The organism is Nocardia cyriacigeorgica (genome assembly GCF_010858045.1).
GTDB lineage: Bacteria > Actinomycetota > Actinomycetes > Mycobacteriales > Mycobacteriaceae > Nocardia > Nocardia cyriacigeorgica_E.
In genome coordinates this window covers 154,413-179,992 of record NZ_JAAGVC010000005.1, presented here as the reverse complement: position 1 = coordinate 179,992, position 25,580 = coordinate 154,413, and the positions used below count along the sequence as shown (strand labels likewise).

The 25,580-nt window shown below is 68.1% G+C and carries 22 protein-coding genes; 11 read left to right on the top strand and 11 right to left on the bottom strand.

Features of this window, described 5'->3' with window-relative positions:
- Positions 1 to 7 precede the first annotated feature (7 nt).
- Positions 8 to 1,765 carry a proline--tRNA ligase gene (locus tag GV790_RS07270; RefSeq protein ID WP_163811779.1) on the bottom strand — a complete coding sequence of 586 codons (1,758 nt, stop codon included), beginning with the start codon at positions 1,763 to 1,765 and terminating at the stop codon, positions 8 to 10.
- A 345-nt stretch (positions 1,766 to 2,110) separates the two neighbouring features.
- Here GV790_RS07270 and ehuB point away from each other — a divergent pair, with 345 nt between their 5' ends.
- The 6 genes from ehuB to GV790_RS07240 all read left to right on the top strand — a co-directional run bounded on the left by ehuB (position 2,111) and on the right by GV790_RS07240 (position 6,498).
- Complete coding sequence (gene ehuB, locus GV790_RS07265; RefSeq protein ID WP_163811777.1) at positions 2,111 to 2,977, top strand: ectoine/hydroxyectoine ABC transporter substrate-binding protein EhuB; 867 nt, start codon at positions 2,111 to 2,113, stop codon at positions 2,975 to 2,977.
- A 16-nt stretch (positions 2,978 to 2,993) separates the two neighbouring features.
- Positions 2,994 to 3,716 (top strand): ectoine/hydroxyectoine ABC transporter permease subunit EhuC, encoded by a 723-nt coding sequence (ehuC, locus tag GV790_RS07260; RefSeq protein ID WP_163811775.1) that lies wholly within the window; start codon positions 2,994 to 2,996, stop codon positions 3,714 to 3,716.
- Complete coding sequence (gene ehuD, locus GV790_RS07255; protein WP_163811773.1) at positions 3,713 to 4,360, top strand: ectoine/hydroxyectoine ABC transporter permease subunit EhuD; 648 nt, start codon at positions 3,713 to 3,715, stop codon at positions 4,358 to 4,360. Before ehuC ends, ehuD begins: the two co-directional genes overlap by 4 nt.
- Before the next feature lie 28 nt (positions 4,361 to 4,388).
- Entirely contained in the window at positions 4,389 to 5,144 is a 756-nt protein-coding gene (gene ehuA / locus GV790_RS07250; RefSeq protein WP_163812013.1) for an ectoine/hydroxyectoine ABC transporter ATP-binding protein EhuA, read from the top strand.
- A 146-nt stretch (positions 5,145 to 5,290) separates the two neighbouring features.
- Complete coding sequence (gene yaaA, locus GV790_RS07245) at positions 5,291 to 6,034, top strand: peroxide stress protein YaaA (protein WP_163811771.1); 744 nt, start codon at positions 5,291 to 5,293, stop codon at positions 6,032 to 6,034.
- A gap of 47 nt (positions 6,035 to 6,081) precedes the next feature.
- Entirely contained in the window at positions 6,082 to 6,498 is a 417-nt protein-coding gene (locus GV790_RS07240) for a PPOX class F420-dependent oxidoreductase (RefSeq protein WP_280212440.1), read from the top strand.
- A gap of 23 nt (positions 6,499 to 6,521) precedes the next feature.
- On the opposite strand, the gene GV790_RS07235 is transcribed toward GV790_RS07240, so the two are convergent.
- The 4 genes from GV790_RS07235 to GV790_RS07220 form a co-directional block, all read right to left on the bottom strand.
- Complete coding sequence (locus tag GV790_RS07235; RefSeq protein ID WP_280212441.1) at positions 6,522 to 8,006, bottom strand: MFS transporter; 1,485 nt, start codon at positions 8,004 to 8,006, stop codon at positions 6,522 to 6,524.
- Positions 8,007 to 8,176: 170 nt separating this feature from the next.
- Positions 8,177 to 9,433: a uroporphyrinogen-III C-methyltransferase gene (gene cobA, locus GV790_RS07230; protein WP_163811769.1), complete on the bottom strand. Its 1,257-nt coding sequence runs from the start codon at positions 9,431 to 9,433 to the stop codon at positions 8,177 to 8,179.
- A 204-nt stretch (positions 9,434 to 9,637) separates the two neighbouring features.
- A complete protein-coding gene (locus tag GV790_RS07225; protein ID WP_256673089.1) occupies positions 9,638 to 10,765 on the bottom strand; it encodes a DUF7064 domain-containing protein in 1,128 nt (375 codons plus the stop codon).
- Positions 10,766 to 10,773: 8 nt separating this feature from the next.
- A complete protein-coding gene (locus tag GV790_RS07220; protein WP_163811765.1) occupies positions 10,774 to 11,904 on the bottom strand; it encodes a phosphotransferase family protein in 1,131 nt (376 codons plus the stop codon).
- A gap of 309 nt (positions 11,905 to 12,213) precedes the next feature.
- On the opposite strand from GV790_RS07220, the gene GV790_RS07215 reads away from it, so the two are divergent.
- From GV790_RS07215 to GV790_RS07195, 5 genes are all read left to right on the top strand, one after another.
- Entirely contained in the window at positions 12,214 to 13,578 is a 1,365-nt protein-coding gene (locus GV790_RS07215; RefSeq protein ID WP_163811763.1) for a DoxX family protein, read from the top strand.
- 122 nt (positions 13,579 to 13,700) lie between these two features.
- The gene (locus GV790_RS07210; RefSeq protein ID WP_163811761.1) at positions 13,701 to 15,080 is read left to right on the top strand and encodes a DoxX family protein; all 1,380 of its coding nucleotides are present in this window, start codon (positions 13,701 to 13,703) and stop codon (positions 15,078 to 15,080) included.
- Positions 15,081 to 15,230: 150 nt separating this feature from the next.
- Positions 15,231 to 15,776: a hypothetical protein gene (locus GV790_RS07205; protein ID WP_163811759.1), complete on the top strand. Its 546-nt coding sequence runs from the start codon at positions 15,231 to 15,233 to the stop codon at positions 15,774 to 15,776.
- Positions 15,777 to 16,142: 366 nt separating this feature from the next.
- Positions 16,143 to 16,490: an effector-associated constant component EACC1 gene (locus tag GV790_RS07200; protein ID WP_218586380.1), complete on the top strand. Its 348-nt coding sequence runs from the start codon at positions 16,143 to 16,145 to the stop codon at positions 16,488 to 16,490.
- A 1-nt stretch (position 16,491) separates the two neighbouring features.
- Positions 16,492 to 18,093 carry a caspase, EACC1-associated type gene (locus GV790_RS07195; RefSeq protein ID WP_163811757.1) on the top strand — a complete coding sequence of 534 codons (1,602 nt, stop codon included), beginning with the start codon at positions 16,492 to 16,494 and terminating at the stop codon, positions 18,091 to 18,093.
- A 140-nt stretch (positions 18,094 to 18,233) separates the two neighbouring features.
- On the opposite strand, the gene GV790_RS07190 is transcribed toward GV790_RS07195, so the two are convergent.
- From GV790_RS07190 to mqo, 6 genes are all read right to left on the bottom strand, one after another.
- On the bottom strand, positions 18,234 to 18,632 hold the full coding sequence (locus GV790_RS07190; protein ID WP_163811754.1) for a cobalamin biosynthesis protein: 399 nt from the start codon (positions 18,630 to 18,632) through the stop codon (positions 18,234 to 18,236).
- Positions 18,619 to 20,256, bottom strand: a complete 1,638-nt coding sequence (locus tag GV790_RS07185) for a cobyrinate a,c-diamide synthase (RefSeq protein WP_163811752.1) — start codon at positions 20,254 to 20,256, stop codon at positions 18,619 to 18,621. The genes GV790_RS07190 and GV790_RS07185 overlap by 14 nt, the downstream gene beginning before the upstream one ends.
- Positions 20,257 to 20,356: 100 nt before the next feature.
- The gene (gene cobO, locus GV790_RS07180) at positions 20,357 to 20,971 is read right to left on the bottom strand and encodes a cob(I)yrinic acid a,c-diamide adenosyltransferase (RefSeq protein WP_163811750.1); all 615 of its coding nucleotides are present in this window, start codon (positions 20,969 to 20,971) and stop codon (positions 20,357 to 20,359) included.
- Positions 20,972 to 21,236: 265 nt separating this feature from the next.
- Positions 21,237 to 23,273, bottom strand: coding sequence for a magnesium chelatase subunit D family protein (locus GV790_RS07175; protein ID WP_163812004.1), 2,037 nt, complete (start codon positions 23,271 to 23,273; stop codon positions 21,237 to 21,239).
- 298 nt (positions 23,274 to 23,571) lie between these two features.
- Complete coding sequence (locus GV790_RS07170) at positions 23,572 to 24,021, bottom strand: GNAT family N-acetyltransferase (protein WP_138447240.1); 450 nt, start codon at positions 24,019 to 24,021, stop codon at positions 23,572 to 23,574.
- An 18-nt stretch (positions 24,022 to 24,039) separates the two neighbouring features.
- A complete protein-coding gene (gene mqo, locus GV790_RS07165) occupies positions 24,040 to 25,563 on the bottom strand; it encodes a malate dehydrogenase (quinone) (protein ID WP_163811747.1) in 1,524 nt (507 codons plus the stop codon).
- Between the last annotated feature and the right edge of the window lie 17 nt (positions 25,564 to 25,580).

The following is a 25,580-nucleotide window of genomic DNA, read 5'->3' as shown; positions in this document are numbered from 1 at the left end:
GTCACAGTCAGCCGCGGATCTTGGCGAGCACCGCGTCGACGGCGGAATCGGCGGCGATGTCTTCGGATTCGCCGGTGAACCGGTTGCGCAGTTCGACCTTGCCGTCGGCCCAACCACGGCCGATGACGAGCACCCACGGCATGCCGAGCAGTTCGGCGTCCTTGAACTTGACGCCGGGCGAGGCGGTGCGATCGTCGAAGAGGACATCAAGGCCCTGAGCGTCGAGTCCGGCGACCACGGCTTCGGCGCCTTCGCGGGCGGCGGCGTCCTTGTTGGCGATCACGACGTGGATGTCGAACGGAGCGGCCGACGCCGGCCAGCGCAGGCCCTTGTCGTCGTGCTGCTGTTCGGCGATCACCGCGACCATCCGGGAGACGCCGATGCCGTAGGAGCCCATGACCAGGCGGACCGGCTTGCCGTTCTCGCCGAGCACATCGACCTCGAAGGCGTCGGTGTACTTGTAGCCGAGCTGGAAGATGTGGCCGATCTCGATGCCGCGCGCCGAGACCAGGGTGCCGCGTCCGTCGGGCGAGGGGTCACCGTCGCGTACCTCGGCGGCTTCGATGGTGCCGTCGGGGGTGAAATCGCGACCGGCGACCAGGCCGACGACATGCTTGCCCGGTTCGTCGGCCCCGGTGATCCACGAGGACCCCGTCACCACGCGCGGATCGACGAGATAGCGGATACCGTTGGCCTGCAGCGCCTTCGGGCCGATGTAGCCCTTGACCAGGAAGGGGTTGGCGGCGAAGTCGGCGTCGGTGAGCAGCTCGACCTCGGCCGGTTCCACCGAGGCGCCGAGGCGCTTGTCGTCGACCTCACGATCGCCGGGGATGCCGACGCCGACGATCTCGGTCTTGCCGTCCGGGTGCCGCAGCTTGACCATGACGTTCTTCAGGGTGTCGGCCGCGGTGACCGCCCGTCCATAGCGTTCGGCGAGACCGGCGCCGTTGGCCCAGTCCACCAGGGTCGCGATGGTGGGGGTGCCCGGGGTGTCGTGGACGACGGCCGCGGGCTGTCCCTCGATCGGCAGCGGTTCGGGAGCGGGGGTGACCACGGCCTCCACATTGGCGGCGTATCCGGACTCGGGACAGCGCACGTAGGTGTCCTCACCGACGGGGCTGTCGGCGAGAAACTCCTCGGACGCGCTGCCGCCCATGGCGCCGGATGTCGCGGCGACGATGACGTACTTGACGCCGAGCCGGCCGAAGATGCGCTGGTAGGCCTCACGGTGGGCGTTGTAGCTTGCCTTCAGGCCGTCTTCGTCGAGGTCGAAGGAGTAGGAGTCCTTCATGACGAACTCGCGCCCACGCAGGATGCCCGCGCGCGGACGTTCCTCATCGCGGTACTTGTCCTGGATCTGGTAGAGCGTGACCGGCAGATCCTTGTAGGAGTTGTATTCCCCCTTGACGGTGAGCGCGAACAGCTCCTCGTGGGTGGGCCCGAGCAGATAGTCCGCGCCCTTGCGGTCTTTCAGCCGGAACAGCGCGTCGCCGTATTCGGTCCACCGGTTCGTGGTCTCGTAGGCATCGCGCGGCAGCAAGGCGGGCAGCGAGATCTCCTGGGCGCCGATGGCGTCCATCTCTTCGCGCACCACCTGCTCCACCTTGCGCAGCACCCGCAGGCCCAGCGGCAGCCACGAATAGATGCCGGGGGCGACGCGGCGCACGTATCCGGCGCGCACCAATAGCTTGTGGCTCGGCACCTCGGCGTCGGCGGGATCGTCTCGCAGGGTGCGCAGGAACAGGCGGGAGAGGCGGGTGATCACGGATGCACAGGGTAGTCGCCGGTCCACGGCCGATGACACCGGATTAGCGGTTCGCGACCGCGGGGCGCGCGCAGAGGGTCCGAAAACGATCATGACGCACGAACAGGAAAGTGAATTACCCATTAATGGAGGCCGCCAAACTTTGGATCACAAAAATATCACTTTCGCCATGTAAAGAATGCTAACCAAATACTGTTGGAGTGCCGAAATACCGGCGCACACAACCACATAAAGGGCCGCTGACCTGCGGGGGTGTCGATAATTCTGGTCGCCCGATCATCTCCGCGAAATGATGGCCAGCCACCCCTGTCGAAAGGTGAGGCAGTGGTCGACACACACCGGAGAATGGTTCGTTGGGCCGCGGCGTTGGCCGCGGCATCGCTATCGGCGGCCATGCTGGCCGGCTGCACCAAGACCGATACCGCCGCCGAGGGCGAACTGCTGCGAACGTTGCAGGACAGCGGCACCATCACCGTCGGGTTCGCCGGCGAGGCCCCGTACTCCTTCGAGCAGGACGGGCAGTTGACCGGCGCGACCGTCGCCCTGCACCGGGAGATCTTCAAGAATCTGGGCATCGACACCGTCGACGGCGTGCAGACCGAGTTCGGTGCGCTCATCCCCGGTTTACAGGCCCAGCGCTTCGACGCGGTGAGCGCAGGCATGTCGATCCTGCCCAAACGCTGTGAGCAGGCCGCGTTCAGCGAACCGGAATTCATGTACACGACCGCGCTGATGGTGAAGTCCGGCAATCCGCTGAACCTGACGGATATGCACTCGGTCAAGGACAGCGGCGCGCGCATGGCGGCCATGACCGGCGCCATCGAATCCGACTACGCCGCGGCCCTCGGCATCGACGCCATGCTGGTCGGCAGCCCGCAAGACGGCCTGGACGCGGTCACCTCCGGCCGCGCGGATGTGTTCGCGTTGACCGCGATCTCGCTGAACTGGTTGAAGAGCCATTCCCCCGGCGCCGAGGTCGAGGTGACGCCGTCGTTCGTGGCGGTCATCGACGGCAAACCGCAGATCGGGGCGGGCGGCACCGTCTTCCGCACCGGCGACAAGGACCTGCTGGACGCCTATAACGCCGAGTTGAAGAAGATCACCTCCGACAAAGAGCGCTACCTGGCCATCGTCGGTCCGTTCGGTTTCACCGAGCGGGAGCTGCCGGATCCGGGTCTGACCACTGAACAGCTGTGCAAGGGCGAAGTCTGATCGAGCGGTTCGCGCCATGAGCGATATGGACGCGTTGCGCGAGGCGCTTCCCGGGATCTGGGACGGCATTCTCGTCACGTTGCAACTCACGCTCGGCGGGGCCGCGCTGGCCTTTGTGATCGCCTTGCTGCTCGGGACCGTGGTGCGGGTGCGCAATCTCGCGCTGCGCGGAACCTCGCGGGTGTTGATCGAGTTCTTCCGCGGCACCTCACTGCTGGTGCAGATCTTCTGGCTGTTCTACGTGCTGCCGCTGTTCGGCTATCAGCTCGAGCCGGTGTTCTGCGGAATCCTGGCGCTCGGCCTCAATTACGGCGCCTACGGGGCCGAAGTGGTGCGCGGTGCGTTGAACGCGGTACCGCGCACGCAGTGGGAGGCGGCGGTCGCGCTGAATTTCAGCCCGTGGCAGCGGTTGCGCAAGGTGTTGTTCCCGCAGGCCTGGGCGCTGATGGTGCCGCCGCTGACGAACCTGCTGATCCACCTGCTCAAAGGCACCGCGGTGGCCTCCTACATCACGTTGCAGGACTTGACCTTCGAGATCGGGAAGCTGCGCCAATCCACCGGTGACACCCTGTTCGCCTTCGGTGTCGGTCTGCTGATCTATTTCGCGCTGGCCTATGTACTGACGGTGCTGATGAACCTGGTGGAAACCCGCGCCAAGGCGAAGCTCGGCCGTGGGCCGACCCTCAGGGAGATGCTTCGGCTCGCCCCGGACGAGCCGGTCGAGGCGGTGGCGCGGTGACCGTCGAATGGAGTTGGGAGCGCGCCAGGGAATCGCTGCCGGTGCTGTGGGACGGTTTCCAGATCACCTTGCTGGCCACCGTCGTCGGTTTCGCGATCGCGGCGGTGATCGGGCTGGCCATCGCGATCGTGCGCCGGTCGTTCCCGCGCTGGATCGCGGCCCCGGTGCATGCGGTGGCCGAGTTCGTCCGGCTCACGCCGCTGGTGGTGCAGTTGCTGTTCGCCTACAACCTGCTGCCGCAGTTCTCCGCATTGCAGATCGGCATCACCGTGCTCGGCATCCACTATTCGAGCTATCTGGCCGAGGTGTACCGGGCCGGGATCGAGTCGGTGCCGACCGGGCAGTGGGAGGCCGCGCGTGCGTTGTCGCTGCCGCCGTACCGCACCTGGCGGGCGGTGGTCTTGCCGCAGGCCATCCGCGCCAGCGTTCCCGCCCTCGGCACCAACGCGGTGTCGATGTTCAAGGACACGCCGTTCCTGTTCGCCATCTCGGTGGTCGAACTCGTCACCGCCGCCCAGCAGTTCGGGGCCCGCAACTTCCAATATCTGGAGCCGCTGACCCTGGCCGGCGTGTTCTTCCTCATCGCGAGCTACCCGACGTCTGTACTGATCAGAAGACTGGAGAAGCGTCTTGCCTACTACTGACGACACGGTCGGCCGCGACCAGGACGCGATGATCCGCTTCGACAAGGTGGGCAAGCGGTTCGGCAAGCTGGTGGTGCTCGACGACCTCGATTTCACCGTCGGCCGCGGCGAGAAGGTCACCCTGATCGGCCCCTCCGGATCGGGTAAGACCACGATCCTGCGGCTGCTGATGACGCTGGAGCAGGTCAGCGACGGCGTCATCTGGGTGGACGGACAACCACTCACGCACGAGCAGCGCGGTGCGAAGCTGGTGCCCGCCAAGGAGAAACACCTGCGTACGGTGCGCAAGAAGATCGGTATGGTGTTCCAGCAGTTCAACCTGTTCCCGAATATGACGGTGCTGGAGAACATCACCGAGGCGCCGGTGCATGTGCTCGGGCGGTCCAAGGGCCAGGCCCGCGCGCGGGCGACGGAGCTGCTGGAGATGATCGGGCTCGCCGAGAAGGCGCACGCCCATCCCGCGCAGCTGTCCGGCGGTCAGCAGCAGCGCGTCGCGATCGCGCGCTGCCTGGCAATGGACCCGAAGGTGATGCTGCTCGACGAGGTGACCTCGGCGCTGGATCCGGAACTTGTGGGCGATGTGCTCGACCTGCTGCGCGATATCGCCGAGAGCACCGATATCACCATGCTCATCGTCACCCATGAGATGCGCTTCGCCCGCGATGTGTCCGATCGGGTGATGATGTTCGACGGCGGCCGCGTGGTGGAGCAGGGCCCGCCGCGGCAGCTGTTCGAGGACCCGCACAACGAGCGGACCCGGGCCTTCCTACGCGCGGTGCGCTGACGACGGCCGCCCATCACGCCGCCGGCTCACACCATCCCCGCGGCACCGCTGGGCTGTGGCCAACGGTCGGTCGGCGCCGAAGTACCCGGGGCCGCGTCCCGGGGTGCTGCCGGCCGGCCGGCGGGCGCCGATTACCGTTGTCGCTCGTGCTGGTGCTGCTACCTCCTTCCGAAACCAAGTCCGACGGCGGAACCGGCGCGCCGCTGGAGCTCGGCGAGCTGGCGATGCCGCAGCTGACCGCGGTGCGGGAGAAATTGCTGGCGGAGGTGGTACGGCTGGCCGGCGATCCGGAGGCCTCGCGCGCCGCGCTCGGCCTCGGCAAGGGCGCGGAGACGGAGATCGCCCGCAACGCGGCGTTGCGCACCTCCCCCACCCGGCCCGCGCTCGAGCGCTACACCGGTGTGCTCTACGACGCGCTCGATGCCCGTTCGTTCACCAAGGTGCAGCGGGCCAAGGCCTACGCCCGTCTCGGGATCGGTTCGGCGCTGTTCGGCGCGGTGCGGGCCGGCGATCCGATCCCGGCGTATCGGCTCTCCGGCGGGTCGAAACTGCCCGGCCTGCCCACCTTGTCGGCGGTGTGGCGCGAACAGCTGCCCGATGCCCTGCGCGCCGAGGCCGGCGACGATCTGGTGATCGACCTGCGTTCGGGCACCTATCAGCAGCTCGGCCGCGTCCCCGGCGCCATCACCGCGAACGTGCTCACCGAGCATCCCGATGGTTCCCGCACCGTCGTCTCGCATTTCAACAAGCATCACAAGGGCCTGCTCGCCCGCGCGCTGGTGCTCACCCGCGCCGAGCCGGCCGATATCCGCGCCGTCGCCCGGATCGCCACCAAGGCCGGGCTGCGAACCGAGATCGCCTCCCCCACCGAACTTCTCATCATCACCTGAGATCCGCGGCTGGAATGCGCCGGGAGACCCGGGTGTTGGCGAGTGTTGTGAGCACTACTACAGCCGTACTGTCCGATGACCTGAAGAAGTATCTGGACGAAGAGCGCGTCTACGCCACAGTCGCCACCGTCGGCAAGGACGGGCATCCGCATCTGACCGTCGTCTGGCTCGAGCGCGACGGCGAGGATCTGATCTTCTCCACCACCGTCGGCCGGGTGCAGGGCCGCAATGTCATGCGCGATCCGCGGGTCACGGTGATGATCAACCCGCCCGACCGGCCCTTCGTCTACGCCGAGATCAAGGGCTCGGCCACCGTGACGCCCGACCCGGAGCGAGCGCTGCCGGACAAGCTGGCGCTGAAGTACACCGGCAAGACCTACCGGGAGTTCAATCCGGCCTCGGTGCACGACGCCGAGCGGATCATCGTGCGGGTCACACCGGACAAGGTCGTCGGCCGACTCTGAACCCGCTGCCGAGTCCGCCGGGTTCAGGCCTGCTGGGCCTCTTCCTGAGCGTGCTGGGCCTGCGCCACTTCCTGCGGGGTGTAGCGCAGGGTCAGCGCGAGCAGCCCGACCAGCAGCGCACCGATGGCCGCGACGAACAGCACCAACGTGTAGCCGCTGCCGAGCGCGACGAGTTCGGCCGCCGTCATATCCGCGGGCTTGCCGGTACGGCCGCCTTCGGACAGCGTGCGTGAGGCCGCCAGCGGTGTCAGCAGGCCGATCGCGATCGGGGTGCCGAGGCTCAGGAACATCTGGCCGATCGCCGACAGCGGGCCGATCTCGTCCTGCGGCACACCGACGAGCACGCACAGCGGGATGAGGACGATGGCCAGGCCCATACCGAAACCGATCACCAGGAACAGCCCGAGCAGGGTCGGCACATAGCTGACGTCACCGTCGAGCGTCGATCCGAAACCCAGCCCGGCCACCAGGACCAGGGCCGCACCGCTGAGCAGCCACCGCGGCGCGACCAGCATCGCCAGCTTCGACGACAGCGCGCCGCCGATACCGATGCCGACGGTGAACGGGATGAACGACAACCCGGCCACCAGCGGGCTGTAGCCGACCACGTTCTGCACGAACAGCCCGGCGAAGTAGGTGGTGGCGCCGAGCACGCCGCTGGCGAGCAGGATGATGACGAAGGTGGCGTTGCGGTCGCGGTGATCGAACAGCGACCACGGCAGCAGCGGGTTGGCCACCGCGCGTTCGGCGAGCACGAACACCACCAGCAGCACCACACCGCCGATCAGCGAACCGATGACGTAGGGGCTGTCCCAGCCGAACTCCGGCCCTTCGGTCGCGCCGAACACGATCAGCGCGCAGGCCAGGGTGCCGAGGATCGCGCCGCGCACGTCGAGGGTGAGCCGGTGATGCGTGGTGTCGCGCAGGGCGATCACGGCGCCGAGGATGATGAGCGCGCCGATGGGCACATTGATCAGGAAAATCCAGCGCCAGCTCACCTCGGTGAGCGCGCCGCCGATCACCAGTCCGCCGACCGAGCCGAGCGCCGCCATCGACCCGAAGATCGCGAAGGCCTGATTGCGCACCGGTCCCGGTGCGAATGTGCTGGCCACCAAGGCGAACGCGGTGGGGGCCGCGAGTGCGGCGCCGGTGCCCTGGAAAGCGCGGGCCGCGATCAGCATGCCTTCGTTCTGGGCCAGTCCACACAGCAGTGATGCCAGCGTGAACAGTGAGACACCGAGCAGGAACATCCGCCGCCGCCCGAAGGAATCGCCGATCCGGCCGCCGAGCAGCATCAGGCCGGCGAAGGGCAGGCCGTAGGCGGTCACCATCCAGGCGCTGCCGGAGCTGGACAGCCCCATTTCTTCCTGCAATCGCGGCAGCGCCAGGATCACCACGGTGCCGTCGAGCACCACCATGAGCTGGAGTCCGCTCAGGACGAGGATCGCGAGCCCGAAGGCCCGCCGCGTCACGGGGTACTGCGTCGTAGCAGCGGCTTTGTCGAGCACAGGGAGTCACTGTAATCGACGGTCACAAGCACACCGTTCGGTACGTCGGGCCGGGGTCGTTCGAGCAGCGCGACCGGAGGGCGACCTGGCCGCGCCCCACCGCGCTACCGAAGGGCGGCGGTACGTTGCTGTCGCGTGCGGGCTGTCACTTGTCGCTCGCCCGCTACGTCTCAGCCGCCCGGCGCGACGTCTGCCGAGAAGCCCGCCGTGGGGCCGATCACGACGATGGCGGGCGGGCGGATGCCTTCGGCACGCACTCGTTCGGCGATCGTCGCCAGGTCGGCGCGCAGCACCCGCTGGGTCCGCAGCGTGCCCTCTTGGATGACGGTGGCCGGGGTATCGGCGGGCCGCCCGCCGGCGAGCAGCACATCGGCGAACTGCTCGATCCGCTCGACGGCCATCATCAGCACCAGGGTGCCACGCAGCCGCGCCAGCGCGGGCCAGTCCACCAGCGAGTCCGGGTGATCCGGCGCCACATGCCCGCTGACCACCACGAACTCATGGGTCACCCCGCGATGGGTGACCGGAATGCCCGCGGCCGAGGGCACCGCGATCGGGCTGGTGATGCCGGGGACCACGGTGACCGGCACACCGGCGGCCACACACGCCTCGACCTCCTCGAAACCGCGGCCGAACACATACGGGTCGCCGCCCTTGAGCCGCACCACGAACTTGCCCGCCTTGGCGCCTTCCACCAGCGTGGTGTTGATCGCCTCCTGCGCCATGGCGCGTCCGTACGGGATCTTCGCGGCATCGACGACCTCGACCTCCGGGCCGAGTTCGGCCAGCAGTTCCGGCGGTGCGAGCCGGTCGGCGACGACGAGATCGGCGCGCGCGAGCAGCCTGCGGCCACGCACGGTGATCAGGTCCGGGTCGCCGGGTCCACCGCCGACCAGCGCGACGCCCGGCGCGACCGGGGTCGAATCATCGGTCACCACACCCGATTGCAGCGCTTCCAGCAGCGCGTTGCGCACCGCCGCCGAACGCTTGTGCCTGCCGCCGGCCAGCACGCCGAGGGTGAGGCCGTCGAAGCGGGCGGTGGCCGGGGTGACGGCGGTGCCGAGCCGGGCGTTGTCGGCGCGTACGCAGAAGATGCGGCGGCGTTCGGCCTCCGCGACCACGGCGGCATTGGTTTCGGGTTCGTCGGTGCAGGCGATCGCGTACCAGGCGCCGTCGAGATCGCCATCGGTGTAGGCGCGCAGCGTGAGCGTCAGCTGACCGGAGGTGGCCATGCCTTCGACCGCCGGGGTGGCCTCACGGCTGATGACGTGCACGTCCGCGCCCGAGGCGATGAGCAGCCCGAGCCTGCGCTGGGCGACGGAACCGCCGCCGACGACGACCACCCTTCGCCCGTTCAGATCGAGCCCGACCAGGTAGTTCGGGTCGCCCGCTGGCTGGTCCTCGGTATCGGCTGACGTGTTCGGCACAAGTGTCGAGATTACGGGGCGTGTCCGGCACCGGCCGCAGGCACCCGGGCGGTCATCACCCGAAGCGCCTCGCATCCCGGCCGCTCGGCGTACGTCAACCCGTTCGGACGGTCACACCACGGGCCGGGTGGTACGCGATGAGCGACGACGAGAGTATGCGCGCCGGCGATCGACCGGCAATCGACCTGGCCCCGCCCAGCGCCGCTAGGGCGCCACCGACAGGAAGTCGGCGAACCCGGTGGGGTCGTGCCGTCCGATGCTCGCGTGCTCGAACAGCCCCCAGCCTTCGGCCTCGCCGCAGCGGGCATGCGCGACATGGTCGATGACGCCGTACGGGATGCGCCCGGCGACGGCCGGATCGGTGAGGTCGTAGCGGTCGCTCGAGGTCCAGTCGCGGCCCTTCCACTGGCCGTGCTGCCAATCGGGATCGCCGCCGTAGCCGCAGCCCACGTGCAGCGGGATATCGGTCACCGTCCGGATTTCCACGTCGAGCGGTTTGCCGTCCGGTGTGGTCAGTTCGATGCGCGCGGCGGTGGGCAACCTGGTGCCGGAGCGGTAGTCGATCGAGATGCGCGGCCAGCCGAGTTGCTCGGCCCGCCCGTCCGGCCAGACCCGGGTGGCGTCGTTGAGGGTGCGCCTGCCGTCGGGTTCCTCCTGCACGATGACGACGATCGCGAAGTCGTCGAACCGCAACGGCATGTACAGCCACCAGAACCCGCCCGAGGGTTCCGCGGCCGCGCGCCCGGGCGGCTCGGTTTCGCCGACCGGCCGGATGCCCCAGGACCGGTCCCTGGTGCCGCCCCAGACCTCGGGATCGACGCTGATCTCCCGGCCGTCGACTCGCAGGGTGCCCGACCAGCTTCCGACCTGGGCGAACCGCGAGGCCTCGATGATCGGGCGGTTGCCGTTGAGGATCAGATGCGGCTGCTCCTGCACCGTGGGGAACGCGCCGGTCCAGGTCAGGTCGGCGGCGAGCTCATCGTGTTCGCACACCAGCCGCAGCCGCTGCAGTGGTTCGAGCACCTCGATCCGGTAGTCACCGACCCGCATATCCAGGCTCCGGTCGCCGAGCGCGTCGGAAAACCGCACCGTGCGCACGGTATCGCCCTCGCGCAGAGCCAGGTAGGCGTCGGTGACCCCCAGGTTCGGATAGACGCCGAACCCGGTCACCAGCATGGTGCCGCCCGCACGATTGTGCGCGTTGAAATAGCTGCGGTCGTAGAAGTTGCGGTCGCTGCTGGCCACCCGTGCCAGCGACAGCGGCGTCTGGTGGATCGGGAATTCGTCCAACGGTGCCGGTGCGGATCCGGGAAGACGGGAGGAATCAGACATAGTGTGGCTCAATCCCATTCGTAGGTTCCGTCGAGCAGGGCCTGCAAGCTCGCCCGGTGCATCACATAGTCGTCGCGGTCATCGGTGTCGGTGTCCTCGCCGAAGTGGATCATCCGGCGCTTGATCCTTGCCATCACGATGGCGTGCCGTAGTGCCGTGTAGACCAGGTAGAAGTCGAGATCACGCACGGTATGGCCGCTGGCCGCTTCGTATTTCGTTACCACCTCGCTGCGGCGCAGGAAGTTCGGCAGGCCGGGCTGGTCGAACCGAACGGCGAGGTCCTGGAAGAACCGGTGCAGGAAGATGATCCAGGCCACGTCGAGTTCCCGCGGGCCGATGGCCGCCATCTCCCAATCGAGCACCGCCGCCGGTTCGAAACCGCGGTAGATGATATTGCCGGGACGGGCATCACCCCAGGTCAGCACGTCGGGGCCGGGGTCGGCGGGCCAGTGGGCCGCCAGCCAATCGAAGCCGCGCTCGATGATCGGGATCCGGTAGCCGTCGTCGGCGAGGGCCCAGCGATACCAGGCGCGCTGGGCGTCGACGTGGCGGCGCAGCGCATCGCCGGGCCCGGCCAGCATCGGGAACCGCCGCACCGGGTCGGGGATGGCGTGCACCTTCGCGATGATCTCGACCGTGGCGTCGGTCAACCGCGCCCGCTCCTCGTCGGTGGCGTCGAAGAGCCAGCCCACGAAGACATAGGGCGGGTTGTCGGTGGGCACCCGGCCCTCCACCCGGTCCATCACGAAGAACGGCGTACCGAGTACACCGGGATCGTTTTCCAGCCAGCGCGCCCTCGGCACCGGGATATCGGTCGCCTCGGCGACACCGGCCATCACCTGGTATTGCGTTGCCAGATCATAGGTTTCGAACACCGGGAAGGCATCGTCCTCCGGCGCCATCCGCGCCACGAACGACCCGCCGCCGCGCTGCCCGCCCGCGAGCCATTCGGCGTCGAACAACACCGTCGAACTCGACATACCGCCCGCCTCCGGCCGGGACAGGCCGGTGATCGAGGGCGGTTCGTCGGCGCCGACGCGTTCGCCCAGCCAGCGGGACAGGTCGGCGGTGAACGAATCCAGATCGCGATCACTGGTGGTCAGCCGACGTCGTTCGGTGGGTGCGGGATCGTCGGCCATCATCGTCCTCCTGATGCCGTACAGCGGTGCGGCTCGGGCGAGGGCGTTGCTGCCGAGCCCGGCTCGGACCGCGGTGACTGCCGGGTCGTGGTGACTGTAACGCGTTTCAGTTTGGCTGTTCGGGAAAGCCGGAAATCGATCCGTGACACCTCTCCGGGAGCGCCGCATCGGCCGCAAGGATGATGCCGGATACGTCCTACGAATGATTCGAAAATAGGGGTTCCACTCCGGGTTTATCCGGTGGTGGGCGGCGCCGCTGGTGGATACGTTCGGCCCAGGCAATCGGATCGGCGCAGTGAGGGGCTGATAGTGGTCGGGGTCGAGGTTCTCCAACAGCAAGACGATGACGCTCCCGTCGAGGTGGCCGAGCCACGCCGGTGGCATCCGCTCACGCGCATCGCGTTCCGGTTCTGTTTCGTCTATTTCGGCCTGTTCTGTCTGCTGTTCGCCCAGATCACCTTCGCGTTCACCGGCATCGCCGGGCAATGGCTGCCCGAGCGGGCGGTCATGTGGCAGATGGAGCTGCTCTCGCCGGCCTACGAGTGGGTCGGGCGGACGGTTTTCGGGGTCGATGCCGTGTTGCACGAGGATTCGGGCAGCGGCGATCAGACCGTCATCTGGGTGATGATCTTCTGCGTCCTTGTCGTCGCCCTGGCGGCAACGCTGATCTGGTCGGTGCTCGACCGGCGCCGCACCGCCTACCCGCGGCTGAGCGCCTGGTTCTTCACCGTCATCCGACTGTGCCTGGCCGGTCAGATGCTGTTCTACGGCATCGCCAAGGCCATCCCGACGCAGATGCCGTCACCACCACTGAACGCACTGCTGCAGCCGTACGGCGAGTTCAGCATCACCTCGGTGCTCTGGTTGCAGGTGGGTTCCTCGCCCGCCTATCAGGTGCTGCTCGGCATCGCCGAGATGCTCGCGGGCCTGCTGCTGTTCTGGCCACGCACCGCGACCGTCGGCGCGATGCTGAGCGTGGTGAGCATGGCGCAGGTGTTCGTGCTGAACATGACCTTCGACGTGCCGGTCAAGATCCTGTCGTTCCATCTGCTGCTGCTGTCGCTACTGCTGCTGGCGCCGCAGGCGCAACGGCTGGCGAATGTGCTGGTACTGGAACGCCCGTCGGATCCGGCGACGCAACCGCGATTGTTCGACAGCGCCAAGGCCAATCGGATCGCCGCCCTGGTCCAGGTGCTGATCGGGGTGTGGATGCTGATCGGCGTGGTGGACACCGGCTGGCGCGCGTGGGACGAGTTCGGTGGCGGCCGCGAGAAATCGCCGCTGTACGGCATCTGGACAGTCAGCGAATTCACCGCGTCCGGGCAGCCGGTTCCTCCCGTGCTGACCGATGAGAACCGCTGGCAGCGCGCTGTTTTCGATGATCCGGGCGCGATGTTCATCCAGGGGATGGACGGTGCGCTGACGCCGTCCGCGGTCGCCATCGACACCGATGCCCGCACCCTCACCCTGACCGCCCCACCGCAATCACCCGATGCCACGCCGGTTCCGATCGCCTCCTTCACCTTCGAACGGCCCGAGCCCGAGCGATTGCGCCTCACGGGCGAGTTGAACGGAACACCCACAACCATCGTGCTCGACCAGATGGACCTCGACGCATTCCCCTTGCGCAGCGGCGGCTTCCGCTGGGTCCAGGATTACCCGGACTTCCGCTGACGCCCCCGGAACCGGTGCAGACAGCACTGGGGGCACAGGTTTTCCCAGCCGCGGCGCACCCCTGATCTGACATACCGTGCCAGAGCAAGGTCAGGTGTGCGGCGGATCGGGAAAGGTGAACAGTGGCAACCCTGGTGGAGTCGGAGGCGCCGGATCGGGAGCAGGGTGAGCCCGTACCTGTCGTGCTGTCACCGTCGTGGCATCCGGCCACGCGTGTGCTGTTCCGGTTCGTATTCGTCTACCTCGGTATCGGTACCGCGGCGCAATGGCTGCTCCTGCAACTGCTGCGGTCGGTCGGCGTCCCGGAGCCGGCGGTGCTCACCCTCGGCCGGTGGTGGGCACTGCCGCCGCTGACCGACTGGTTCGCCGCCCAGCTGTTCGGCATCGAGGAACCGCTCGGGTACGCACCCACCGGCAGCGGAGACACCGTCACCCTCTGGGTGGCGGCGTTCAGCTGGCTGGTGGTCGCGGCCGTGGCCACCGCGATCTGGACCGCTCTGGACCGGCGCCGCACCGACTACCGCGGCCTGGACCGCTGGTTCCGAGCATTGCTGCGCTTCGCGCTGGCCGGTGCGCTGATGCTCTACGGCATGGTCAAGGTGATGCCGTCGCAGATGACGTTCGCCCTGCACCGGCTGATCGAACCGTTCGGCGATATGACGCCGATGGGGGTGCTGTGGTCGCAGACGGCGGCGTCGAAGCCCTATGAGATCGCCCTGGGTTGCGCGGAGATCGGCGCCGGATTGCTGCTGATCCTGCCCGCCACCGTCACCGCGGGAGCAGCGCTGTCGACCGTGGCGATGGCGCAGGTCTTCCTGCTCAATATGACCTTCGACGTGCCGGTGAAGCTGTTCAGCTTCCATATGCTCGCCCTGTCCCTCGCACTGCTCGCCCCGCACGGCCGCCGCCTGGCAACGGTCCTGTTCTCCGGTAAGGCGGTGCCGGCGGCCGAGGGATCCGAACTCTTCACCACCGCACGGTCGAATCGGTTCGCGTTGCTCGGCCAGGTCCTGCTCGGCCTGTGGCTGCTGGCGACCACGGCGCTGGAGGGCTGGGACGCCTGGCACGCCTACGGCGCCGCCCGCCCGCGTTCCCCGCTGTACGGCATCTGGAATGTCGCCGAATACTCCGTCGCCGGCCACCAGGTCCCCCCGCTACTCACCGAGCCGAACCCGTTCACCGACCCGACCTCGGCCCGCCCCCGCCGCCTCGTCTTCGACACCGTCGACGGGATCCACGTGCAAGGCATGGACGACCGGCTGACCTGGATGCCCGCCACCGTAAACCCCGACCTCCACACCCTCACCCTGTTCCGCGATCCCGCCGCCCAATGGAAGCTCGGCAGCTTCACCTACACCCAGCCCACCCCCGACCGCCTGATCCTCGACGGCACCCTCGGCACCCGGCCGGTACACATGGTGCTGGAATCCATCCCGCTCGATCGGTTCGCACTGATCGAGCGTGGATTCCATTGGACCCAGCAGTCTCCGCACCTCGAGTAGGGCGGTGGTAGACAGACCTCGCGGCACGGGCTCAGGCGCTCCGAGGCCCACAACTCACTCGATGGGGTGGAATTGCGATTTCCTGTTCTCCGCGACCGGCCGGACCCTCACCTCGGAGCGAAGGCGTTCCGGCGAAAACGTGTTGTGTCGATGGTGTTCCTCGCCGGCCTCGCGGCGCTGTGCGTGGCGATCGCGGTTCAGATGGCGCGCAGCGACGACCATGTCGCGCACGTCGTCTCCAAGTATGTGGCCCTGTTCGGCGCCATCCTGATCGTGATCGTGGCTCTCGGCGCATACGGGGATGTCGGGCTGATACGACGGCTGCGCGCAGTCGAATTGACCGCCGACGACATCGTCCGTGAGGGCTGGAGTTCCCGAACCCGCCTGCCATGGGCCGGTGTTGCGGGTGTGATGGCCGCATTCGAGCAACAGCCGCTGATTGTCATCACCGGGTCGAATGGCGAGCAGTGGAACCATGAGGTCACGACACCGCATGTACCGCTCGGCCGCGCCCGCCGCCCGATCTGGATGCTGGACCGCCCCGCGCGGAGTGGCAGCATCTGCGTGGAATGCCCGCGACTGGCCGTCGACGAACACCGCGTACTTCGATTCCTTTCCTTCTACGCCGACAACCCCGCTTTCCGCAGCGAACTCGGTACCCAGCTGTCACTGGACCGGTGGACAGCTTTGCGCTGACCAAAGGGCGACCACCCCCGCACAGGCCTGAACACCTCGCATTGGCTATCGCGAGCCGTTTCGCCCATAACCTGTGCGAGGCTGTCACAACCTACGGGACGACGGGCCGGACATGCGGCGGTCACCACGGTGCCGACGACCTGACTGGGATCAGCAGGGACCCTGTCCCGGCCAGTAACGTTGCGGCTTCGGCTCCGCCCGGGATGACGGAGCGGCCCATCACTATCTCCGAACGCGAATGATGCTGCGCTCCAACCTTGTACAACTGACACCGCGCTGGCAACCGCGACGCAGATCGCATTGATGCGGTATGAAGGTCACGTATGGTTTCGTATTCAATTATTGTGGAATGCATGGGAGATGGGGGTGTCCGTGGTGCGGATTCGGCTGGTGGGAGAGCAGGCGCGGGCCGAGTTGGTGGATCTCGCGGCGTGGCTCTCGCGTGAGGACGAGCTGCGCGGCCGGGTGTCGGTCGACACGCCTGTCGTCGCGGAAGGAGAGATGGGGGCGCTCGCGGATGTTGTGAATGTAGCGATGGGCGCCCCTGGCTTGGGTGCCGCGCTGGTGACCTCACTGACGATGTGGATCAGACACCGCCGGCCGTCCGCTGATATCGAAGTGACCAATTCAGCAGGCCGCAGCGTGAAAGTCGTGGTCCGCGACGTGAAAGACGGCGATCTAGCCGAGATGTTACGACAGGCGCTGGACGACTGATATGCGGCTGCCGGACCCCGCTCGGTCCTGGGCGGTGCTGTTAGGCACCAGCACTTTCGACGACACTGCGCTACCGGACATACCCGCGGTGCGCAACAATCTCGCCGATCTGGCCGAAGTATTGACCAGCCCCTGGGCAACAGCGTTGCCCGGCGAGCACTGTGTGACGCTGGCCGACGAGTCCGATCGCGCGGTTATCGGCAGCGCTCTCAATACTGTCGCCGCACAGGCACAAGATCTTCTGTTGGTCTATTACGCCGGGCACGGATTGATCGGCCCGGACGGAAGCCTCTATCTGTCGTTGCCCAATACACGCAGCGACCGGAATATGGTCTCGTGGACCGCTTTGCCTTTCGAGCTGGTCCGTCGCACACTTGCCACGGCCTCAGCCGATAATCGGGTATTGATCCTCGATTGTTGCTTCTCCGGACTTGCAGTCGACTTGATGACCGAGGTCACCGCGGCGGTATCGGGCCAGATAACCGTGGCGGGAACGTGCACCCTGACCTCCTCACCGGCGAATCGCCCGTCAATCGCCCCGGTGAATGCCAGACACACCGCGTACACCGGCGAATTGCTCGCCCTGCTCCAGCGCGGCCCCACCGATCCCGGCACCGAGCTCCTCACCGTCACCGCGCTGCACCAACAGCTGGAGCAAGTATTGCCGGCCAAGGGCTTTCCTCGTCCGGAGCAGCGGAATACCCGAAGCATCGGGCAACTCGCGCTAGCGCGCCGACGAGCGGTGCCCGGCCCGGCATCAGCGCAGCACTCCCCCGTTCGACCGCAACACACCGCACTTCGCGTCGCTTCGGCAGACGCCTCGCCACGGCAGGGTCCGTCGATAAGACGACCGGCCAGACCTCCGGAATTCAATCGGCGAAGAGTGGTCGTCGCCGCAACAGCCTCCCTCGCCCTCGCAGTCGTACTGACGATGGTGGTCAGCGCAGTCCTCGTCCTGCCCGGCCTTGTCGATACCGCCAGAGATTCCGCCGCACAGCCAGAATCGCCGCAACCGACAACTCTCCCGCCCATACAGATCCCAGCTGGGTTCGTGGCCCCGCCTGTGCGTCCGACTCCGTTGCCGGATCCGGTCTATTGCCGGTACAAACCGGACGGCAAAGAACCAACGGTGAAACGTCCGGATGATGGCCCGGTCTCCTCTACGGGAATCGTCCGGGCGACGATCAACACCAGCGCCGGCGCGATCCCGCTACTGCTCGACCGATCACTGGCACCGTGCACGGTGCACAGTTTCCTCAGCCTGGTCGACCAGGGCGCGTTCGAGCAGGTCCGATGCGCCGGAGACGGATCCGATTGGATCACTTGCGGTCGCTCGGACAGCCCCGGTTATGGTCTCGAATCGGAGAGTTTCACCGAGCTGAAGTACCGACGCGGCTATCTGATGATGGAGGCGCTTCCGATCTTCGGCGCCACCTTCGACCTGCTCTTCGCCGACACACACCTGGTGCCGGAGTACACGGTTTTCGGCACCATCTCCTACGAGGGCCTCGAGGTGATCGACAGCCTCATTCCTCCGGACTACGACGGCCGAAGCGAGCAACTGAACAACCTGGTCTTCACCAGCATCGACATCGAGGAATAACCCAGCGAATCCACGCCCCGCCTCCCCGGCACCCAGCCGGCACCGGATCGCCGGAAAGCTGCTTCCCGCACAGGTTCTGAACACCTCGCATAGGCTGTCGGCAGCCTTTTCGCTCACTACCTGTGCGAGGTTGTCGCAGCCTATGGGGTGGCAGGGGCGGCGGCGATCACGACGGGGCCGGTGATCTGTTTGGGGAACAGGAGCGGGTGTGTTCCGGCCAGTAGTGCCGCGGCTTCGGCTACGCCCGGGATTCCGAGGGCGGTCGTCGTGTGGGTCGACGGATTCGGCACCTGGACGGCGGCGAGTTCACTGGTGGTGAAGGAACGCACCGGCACGCCTAGTTCGGCGGCGGCGGAGCGGAGTCCGGGTTCTTCGGCGCGCCGGTCGATGGTGGCGAGGCAGGCGATGGGGTGGGGGCCGAGGGTGGCGCGTACCACGGCGAGTATCTGCTCGGCCGAGGTGCCGGGACGGATGCCGACACCGACGGCCAGCGCGGGGAGGGTTTCGCCGCGGGCGGCGAACGAGTCACTCGGCGGCATCGGTGCAGGCGAAATCTGCGGCCGCAGCGACGAATCGGCGCACCGATTCGGGGTTGCCGGCCGGGTGGGTGTGCAAGTAGGAGGCGTGGACCTGGTGCACCACGGCGCCTTCGCGGAGCCGGGCATCGGCGGTATGCCAGCCCCAGGCCGGATTGTCGGTACCGGTGCCGGTCAGGCGGGTGCGGTGGAATTCGTGGCCGCGTACGCGTTCGCCTGCGCGCCACAGCGGTGAATCGGCCAGGGCGACGGCGTCGCGGTAACCGAGGGTCAGGCGGGGGCCGAATTCCGCTGTGGCGTCGAGGACTCCGGCCATCGCATGGCCGTCCAGTGATCGGGTGAGGTAGAGCAGGCCCGCGCACTCGGCGTGGATCGGCATCCCGCGCCGGGCTCCCGCTCCCACCGCGGCGAGCAGCCGCGTGTTGGCCGCGAGCTCGGCGGCGTGCTCCTCCGGAAACCCGCCGGGCAACACCAGCCCCGCTGTGCCAGAGGGAAGTTCGTCGTGCAGGGGGTCGAACACCACGACCTGCGCTCCTGCCGCGACGAGCAGCTCGCGATGCTCGGCGTATCCGAAGGTGAACGCCGCTCCCCCGGCCATCGCGATCACCGGGGCATCGCCCGGCGTCGTGTCCGCACCGCCGACCTGCCCCGGGTGCACGGCGGACATCCCTGATGGCGACTCGGCCGATACCTCGCGTCGATGGATCGTGTCCGTCACGTCGCCATCGTGCAGCGGGCCGGCGTGCATCGCGGTATCGCGGCTGCCTCCATGCCCGAGCCGGGGATCCGAGCCAGGACCTGCGACATCGGCCTCGGACTCAGCCCTGGCCCGCCCATCGGCTGCGCCCTGGACGGACCAAGCGCCGACCTCGGTCGCCCGACCGTAGAGCGCGCTTTCCGGGCTCCAGGCCGGGCCGGGCGTCGAGGAAGCGGCCAAAGCTGCGATGGCACCCAGATCGACGTGAGCCGCGACGAGATCGGTCATTGCGGCCACCGCGGCGGTGGCGGCCGCCCCGTGTTCGACGGCGGGGATCAACCCGAGGTGACGGGAGGGCACTTCGAGTTCGGCCATGCGTGGCAGCGAACCGAGCACGGGCAGGCCGACGCGGTCGCAGGCCGAGCGCAGCACCTGTTCGTGCCGTTCGCTACCGACCCGGTTGAGGATCACGCCGCCGAGCCGGATCGAGCTGTCGTAGGTGGCGAACCCGTGCAGCAGCGCAGCCAGGCTCTGGCTGTGGCCACGGGCGTCCACGACCAGCACCACTGGGGCGCCGAGCATCGCCGCGACCTGGGCCGTCGAACCCTCGGCGACCGGCCTGGCGTCGCCGGCGTCGATGCGGCCGTCGAACAGGCCCATCACGCCCTCGACCACCGCGAGATCACAGCCGGCCGACCCGTGCCGGTACAGCGGAACCACCCGTTCGGCGCCGCACAGCACCGGATCCAGATTGCGTCCCGGACGCCCGGCCGCCAGCCCGTGATACCCCGGGTCGATGTAATCGGGACCCACCTTGAACGGCGCCACCCGGTGCCCGGCGCGCCGCAACGCACCGACGAGCCCGGTCGCCACGGTCGTCTTCCCGCTACCCGAGGCAGGCGCGGCGATCACGACGGCAGGTGTGCTCATCGTGGGCTCCGGCCGGCTGCGGCTGCGGCGCCATACCGGCGCTCGGTCCGCATCGGCTCGGCCACAGCGGCCCTCGACGCGGCAGGTCTCCGCCCGGCGCTCACCATTCGATCCCGCGTTGGCCCTTGCGCCCGGCGTCCATCGGGTGCTTGATCTTGGTCATCTCGGTGACCAGGTCGGCGGCCTCGATGAGGGCGGTGGGGGCGTCGCGGCCGGTGATGACGACATGCTGGTTTCCGGGACGCTCGACCAGCGTGCGCACCACCTCGTCGACATCGACCCAGCCCCACTTCAGCGGATAGGTGAATTCGTCGAGCACGTAGAAGCGGTGCTGTTCGGCGGCGAGGCGGCGGGCGATCTCCTGCCATCCGGCCAGCGCGGCGGCGGCATGATCTTCCTCGGTGCCGTGCTTACGGGTCCAGGACCAGCCTTCGCCCATCTTGTGCCATTCCACGGCCCCGCCGGCGCCGGTTTCCTCGTGCAGACGGCCGAGGGTGCGGAAGGCGGCTTCTTCGCCGACCTTCCATTTGGCGCTCTTCACGAATTGGAACACGGCGACGTCGAAACCTTGGTTCCAGGCCCGCAGGGCCATCCCGAATGCTGCGGTGGACTTGCCCTTACCGGGTCCTGTGTGCACGGCGAGCACCGGCTGGTTGCGGCGCTGCCGCGTCGTCAGGCCGTCGTCCGGAACGGTTTCCGGCACACCCTTGGGCATCGAATCTCCTCGCTGATCACTGTGTTTCGTTATCGGACGCGGTCGACCGCACGGCATCCGGCCGGAGCCGGCCCCACCTTCCCGCACTCCGACTCGTCGGGTCGGATCGCAGACCCCACGGCGTATGAGCCGACTCGGCCGACAACGGGCCGAACGGTACTGCCACCGCTGCCGTCGCGGGACGTCTCCGTTGCGCCTGGGCTCCACAGGGGCCGGTCGCCTTTCCCGCCCGACCGGTGGCCGAACCGGGTGCAGCACCACACGTTCACGCTGCCCGGCCGGCCCCTGTACTCATCGCCCGCGCCGAGTCCCGTACCGCGCCCGCCACCGCATCACCGGTGAGCTCACCCAATCGCACACATTCACCACGCAATTCGCGAGCCAGTTCGGCGGCGAGGCCGAGCCGGATCATCCCTCGTTCGCAATCGACCACCATGGCCGTGACCGCATCCATGGCGAGCAGCCGAGCCGCGGCGCGGGCACGGATGACGGGGTCGGTGCCGCCGGTGGCGCGACCGTCGGTGAGCAGTACCAGCATCGGGCGGCGGCGCGGGTCACGGACTCGTTCGCGCGCCACGACCTCGCGCGCCTTCAGCAGGCCCGCGGCGAGCGGAGTCTTGCCCCCGGTACGCATGCCGGACAGCCGCCGCACCGCGATATCGACCGATGACGTCGGCGGCAGCACCAGTTCCGCCTCGGCGCCGCGCACGGTGATCACGGCGACCTTGTCCCGCCGCTGATAAGCATCGCGCAGCAGCGCGACCACCGCCCCGGTCACGGCCGAGAGCCGATCGCGCGCCGCCATGGACCCCGAGGCGTCCACCACGAAGACCACCAGATTGCCTTCGCGCCCTTCGCGATACGCGCCGCGCAGATCCTCGGTGGCCAATTTCAGCGGCCCCGCGGTCCGGCCGCGCGCGTGCTGATGCGGTGCGGCGGCGAAAACGGTACCGAGCAGGTGCAACCCACCTGTGGTGTCGGTGTCCGGTCGGACCATGCGGCCCTGCCTGGTCTGGGCGCGCGAGCGGCGGCCGGGAGCGCCTTCGCCGACGCCGGGCACCTCCCAGCGCGGCGGCTTCGCGGGAGCCGTAGTGGGGGTGGCGGTGCGACCTTCCTTCGACTGTCCGCCCTCGCGGCGCTTCGGCGAATCCTGGCCGCCGCCAGGGGGATCCGGCGGGCCATCGGGATCGTCGTCTGGTTCTTCGGGATCGTGCCCGGTATCTGCGGCACGGTCGTCCTCGACCGGCACTGCTTGCCCGCTCTCGGGCTCAGCGTCGGGCTGGGCTCCTGGCTCCGGTTCGGGCGCCCGCTCGGCTTCCTCGCCCGCCTCGCGCATCGCCTCGTCGAGCTGATCCTCGCTGATCCCCGGCTCGTCGAACGGGTCGCGCCGACGCCGATGCGGCAGCGCGAGTTCGGCGGCCACCCGCACATCGTCCTCGGTGACGGTATCGCTGCCCCGCCAGGCGGCATGCGCGGTCGCGGTGCGCGCGACCACCAGGTCCGCCCGCATCCCGTCGACATCGAAGGCGGCGCACAGGGCCGCGATCCGGCGCAGCTCCACATCGTCGAGGGCGACCTCGGACAGTCGGTCGCGGGCGGTGAGAATGCGCTCGGCGACCTCGCGGTCGGCGGCGGCGTAGCGGGCGGCGAATCCGTCGGGATCGGCCTCGTAGTCCAGGCGACGGCGCACTACCGCCATCCGCACGTCGACGTCGCGGGAGGCGGCCACGTCGACGGTCAGCCCGAAGCGGTCCAGCAGCTGCGGGCGCAGTTCGCCCTCTTCCGGATTCATGGTGCCGACCAGCACGAAGCGCGCGGGATGCGAATGCGAGACACCGTCGCGTTCGATGTGCACCCGGCCCATCGCGGCGGCGTCCAGCAGCACGTCCACCAGGTGGTCGTGCAGCAGGTTCACCTCGTCGACGTAGAGCACGCCGTGATGCGCGGCCGCCAGCAGTCCCGGCCGGAAGGCCTGCTCGCCGTCGCGCAGCACCCGTTCCAGATCGAGTGAGCCGACCACGCGGTCCTCGGTGGCGCCGACCGGCAGCTCCACCAGCCGGGCCGGACGCGCGCCGGTCTCGTCCACCACCGGCGGCAGCAGCTGGGCCAGCGCGCGCACCACCGTCGATTTGGCGGTGCCCTTCTCGCCGCGCACCAGCACGCCACCGATGCCGGGGTGCACCGCGCACAGGATCAGCGCCAGTTGCAGCCGTTCCTGTCCGACGACCGCGGAGAACGGGAACCCGGCTTCGTCACGGGCACCGGTCGGCGGGCGCCCCGCACCGTGAGCAGCGGACGACATTGCGGTTTCGGCATGCGACACGGACACACCCCGACTCTATGCGGCGCGGCCAACCCGTCCGACGTCGACCTACGGCAACCGAACGGGCGCGGTAGGCCGATCCGGGGGCGCTGCCAGCCGGCCCCCGCCGCCCACCGAAGCCGGACTGACGAGATCGCGACGCGGGCCATCGGTGGCGGCACCGGGACACACGGCGGCCGGCCCGCGTTCGCATCCGGTGCGCCGGTAGGGTCGCGGCCGTCCACCACGCGGACGATGCGGCCGTGTCAGAGGCGAGCACGTGCCCGGCGAACGTCACCTAACCCTTGCGCATGGGAACGTGCGGGACACCGTCGTCGACGAACTCTTCGCCGTCCACCTCGAACCCGTGCTTGCTGTACAGGTCGATCAGATAGGTCTGGGCGTTGATGCGCACGGTATCCGAACCCACTTCGGCCAGCGCGGCCTGCAACAGGCGGGTGGTGTAACCGTGCCCGCGGGCCGGGACCGCTGTGCACAGCCGCCCGATCCGGAAGGACTTCACGCCGTCGTGGTGCTCTTCGAGCAGCCGAAGCGTCGCGATGACCTCACCTTCGTCGTCGAGCCAGAAATGGCGCGTTTCCGGTAGCAGGTCGAGTCCGTCCAGCTCCGGGTACGCGCATTTCTGTTCTACGACAAAGACTTCGACGCGAAGTTTCAACAGCTGGTACAGGGTGGCGGTATCGAGATCCTGTGCCCATGACCGTTTGAGAGCAACCGTTGACATCATCGCGTCTTGCTATCACACCTACGCCGTCGGCGCGACCCCCACGGTCCTCGGCGTGGCGGCGGAATCGAGCTGGAGGGCCTTGGACGTCCAGTCCCACACCTCCTGGAACAGCGCCTGGTTCTCCGACAGCTTCACCCCGAGGGAGGGCACCATTTCCTTCAGCTTCGGCGTCCAGTCGGCGTACTCGCGCGGGAAGCAGCGCTGCAACACATCGAGCATCGCGGTGACACAGGTGGAGGCGCCCGGCGAGGCCCCGAGCAGACCGGCGATGGTGCCGTCCTGAGCCGCGATGACGGCGGTGCCCAGTTCGAGCACGCCGCCCACGCCCTTGCGGCGGATGATCTGCACACGCTGGCCGGCGGTGATGATCTCCCAGTCCTTGGCCTCGGCGCGGGGGATGAACTCCTCCATGGTGTAGACCTTGCCTGCCTGCGACTTGAGCAGTTCGGACACGAGGTACTTGACCAGGCCCAGTTCGGTGACGCCGACGCCGAGCATGGGCGCGATATTGCCCGGACGGATCGACTTGAACAGGTCGGTGTACTTACCGTCCTTGAGGAACATCGGGGTCCAGCCGGCATACGGGCCGAACAGCAGGCCGGGCTTGCCGTTGATGACGCGAGTGTCCAGATGCGGCACCGACATCGGCGGGGCGCCGACCGCGGCCTTGCCGTAGACCTTCGCGTCGTGGCGGGCGATCAGCTCGGGGTTGGTGCAGCGCAGGAACTGACCGCTGACCGGGAACCCGGCGAAGCCCTTGATCTCCTTGATGCCCGACTTCTGCAGCAGCGGCAGCGCGCCGCCGCCTGCGCCGACGAAGACGAACTTCGACACCACGGTGCGGGACTTGCCGGTACGCAGGTTGCGCACCTTGACCCGCCAGGTGCCGTCGGACTGCTTGCTCAGATCACGCACCTCGTGACCGAAGGCGATATCGGCGCCGGTGGAACCGATGTAGGCGAGCAGCTGCTTGGTCAACGAGCCGAAGTCGATATCGGTGCCGGCGTCGGTCCAGTTCAGCGCGATGGGCTCGGAGAAATCGCGGCCGCGCGCCATCAGCGGCAGGCGGCGGGAGAACTCGTCGGGGCTGTCGATGAACTCCATGCCCGCGAACAGCGGGTGCGGGGCCAGCGCCTCGTACCGCTTGCGCAGGTACTGCACATCGTCGGCACCGTGAGTGAAGCTGACGTGCGGGATCGGGTTGATGAACTGCGACGGATCGCCGAGCACACCGTTCTCCACGGCGTAGGCCCAGAACTGGCGCGAGACCTGGAACCGCTCGTTGATGTCGACGGCCTTGCTCACATCGACCGAGCCGTCCGGCTTCTGCGGGCTGTAGTTCAGCTCGCACAGCGCCGAGTGTCCGGTTCCCGCGTTGTTCCACGGGTCGCTGCTCTCGGCCGCGGCGGCGTCGAGGCGCTCGAACACCGAGATCGACCAGTCCGGCTGCAGCTGACGAAGCAGCGCACCCAGGGTGGCGCTCATGATGCCGGCACCGATGAGTACGACATCGGTCTTTTCAGTCAGGTCAGCGTTCGGCACGGGTAGATCGACTTCCT

Bases quoted from the DNA above. Each gene is read 5' to 3' on its own strand.
- ehuB (WP_163811777.1), top strand. From the start codon at position 2,111: ATGGTTCGTTGGGCCGCGGCGTTGGCCGCGGCATCGCTATCGGCGGCC.
- ehuC (WP_163811775.1), top strand. From the start codon at position 2,994: ATGAGCGATATGGACGCGTTGCGCGAGGCGCTTCCCGGGATCTGGGAC.
- ehuA (WP_163812013.1), top strand. From the start codon at position 4,389: ATGATCCGCTTCGACAAGGTGGGCAAGCGGTTCGGCAAGCTGGTGGTG.
- GV790_RS07225 (WP_256673089.1), bottom strand. From the start codon at position 10,765: ATGTCTGATTCCTCCCGTCTTCCCGGATCCGCACCGGCACCGTTGGAC.
- GV790_RS07220 (WP_163811765.1), bottom strand. From the start codon at position 11,904: ATGGCCGACGATCCCGCACCCACCGAACGACGTCGGCTGACCACCAGT.
- GV790_RS07205 (WP_163811759.1), top strand. From the start codon at position 15,231: ATGGTGTTCCTCGCCGGCCTCGCGGCGCTGTGCGTGGCGATCGCGGTT.
- GV790_RS07195 (WP_163811757.1), top strand. From the start codon at position 16,492: ATGCGGCTGCCGGACCCCGCTCGGTCCTGGGCGGTGCTGTTAGGCACC.
- GV790_RS07190 (WP_163811754.1), bottom strand. From the start codon at position 18,632: ATGCCGCCGAGTGACTCGTTCGCCGCCCGCGGCGAAACCCTCCCCGCG.
- GV790_RS07185 (WP_163811752.1), bottom strand. From the start codon at position 20,256: ATGAGCACACCTGCCGTCGTGATCGCCGCGCCTGCCTCGGGTAGCGGG.
- cobO (WP_163811750.1), bottom strand. From the start codon at position 20,971: ATGCCCAAGGGTGTGCCGGAAACCGTTCCGGACGACGGCCTGACGACG.
- GV790_RS07175 (WP_163812004.1), bottom strand. From the start codon at position 23,273: ATGTCGTCCGCTGCTCACGGTGCGGGGCGCCCGCCGACCGGTGCCCGT.
- GV790_RS07170 (WP_138447240.1), bottom strand. From the start codon at position 24,021: ATGATGTCAACGGTTGCTCTCAAACGGTCATGGGCACAGGATCTCGAT.